The organism is Halorubrum sp. SP9, from assembly GCF_005435015.1.
Taxonomy (GTDB): domain Archaea; phylum Halobacteriota; class Halobacteria; order Halobacteriales; family Haloferacaceae; genus Halorubrum; species Halorubrum sodomense.
Map to the genome: position 1 here is coordinate 1,516 of NZ_SGXU01000080.1, position 667 is coordinate 2,182.

Consider the following 667-nt stretch of genomic DNA (forward strand, 5'->3'; position numbering starts at 1 on the left):
GCTCGAACTACATCACGCAGGACGAGTGGGACCAGCTCGAACAGCAGAATCAAGAGCTGATCGAGAAGTACGAGAACTCGCAGTCCGGTGGTGGTATCGACCTCGGGCAATTCGACATGTTCGGTATCCCCGGTGAGATAGTCGCCGTTATCGCCGCCGCGCTCGTCGCGCTCGGCGTCTTGGGCAACTGACCATGCTCCCCCGATTTTTCCTGATCGCGGTCGTGGTAGTGGCCTCGCTGTCAGGCGCCGTCGCCGCACAAGACGCCCCGAACGCGACCGTTGAGAACTCGACTGCTGGCGAACAGGTCAACACCTGTTCCGAGGAAATCACCCCGACGCTCCGCCTCTGCTCCGCTGACTATGTCGACGGCGAAGCCGTCCTACTGCTCGACTCCGACACCCGCGACCGGGTGACGGTGACCGAAGCCGTCGCGCTGACTGAGTCCCGCGAGCTGCGTCGAGACTCGTTCATCGTCGACGGCAAGACTGAGATTCGGATGCCCGTTCAACCATCGAACGGACGCGCCGGAGTGACGATCGACGACGGGACCACGCTCTACGGCGTCCCGCTCGAAACGACCTCGACCATCGTCGCCGGGCCGTTCACCGCCAGCGACGCACAGGCCGCCGGACTCGGTGGCGGCGCCGGTGTCGCCGTTGTGACC

General features: G+C 64.3%; 1 protein-coding gene and 1 pseudogene. Both read left to right on the forward strand.

Going from position 1 to position 667, the window contains the following annotated elements:
* Positions 1-191: pseudogene (locus EXE45_RS19735) on the forward strand (hypothetical protein); the annotation flags it as partial.
* Between the two features lie 38 nt (positions 192-229).
* Positions 230-667 (forward strand): hypothetical protein (locus EXE45_RS16375; protein WP_241989504.1); only part of this gene is annotated, 438 nt, incomplete at its 3' end.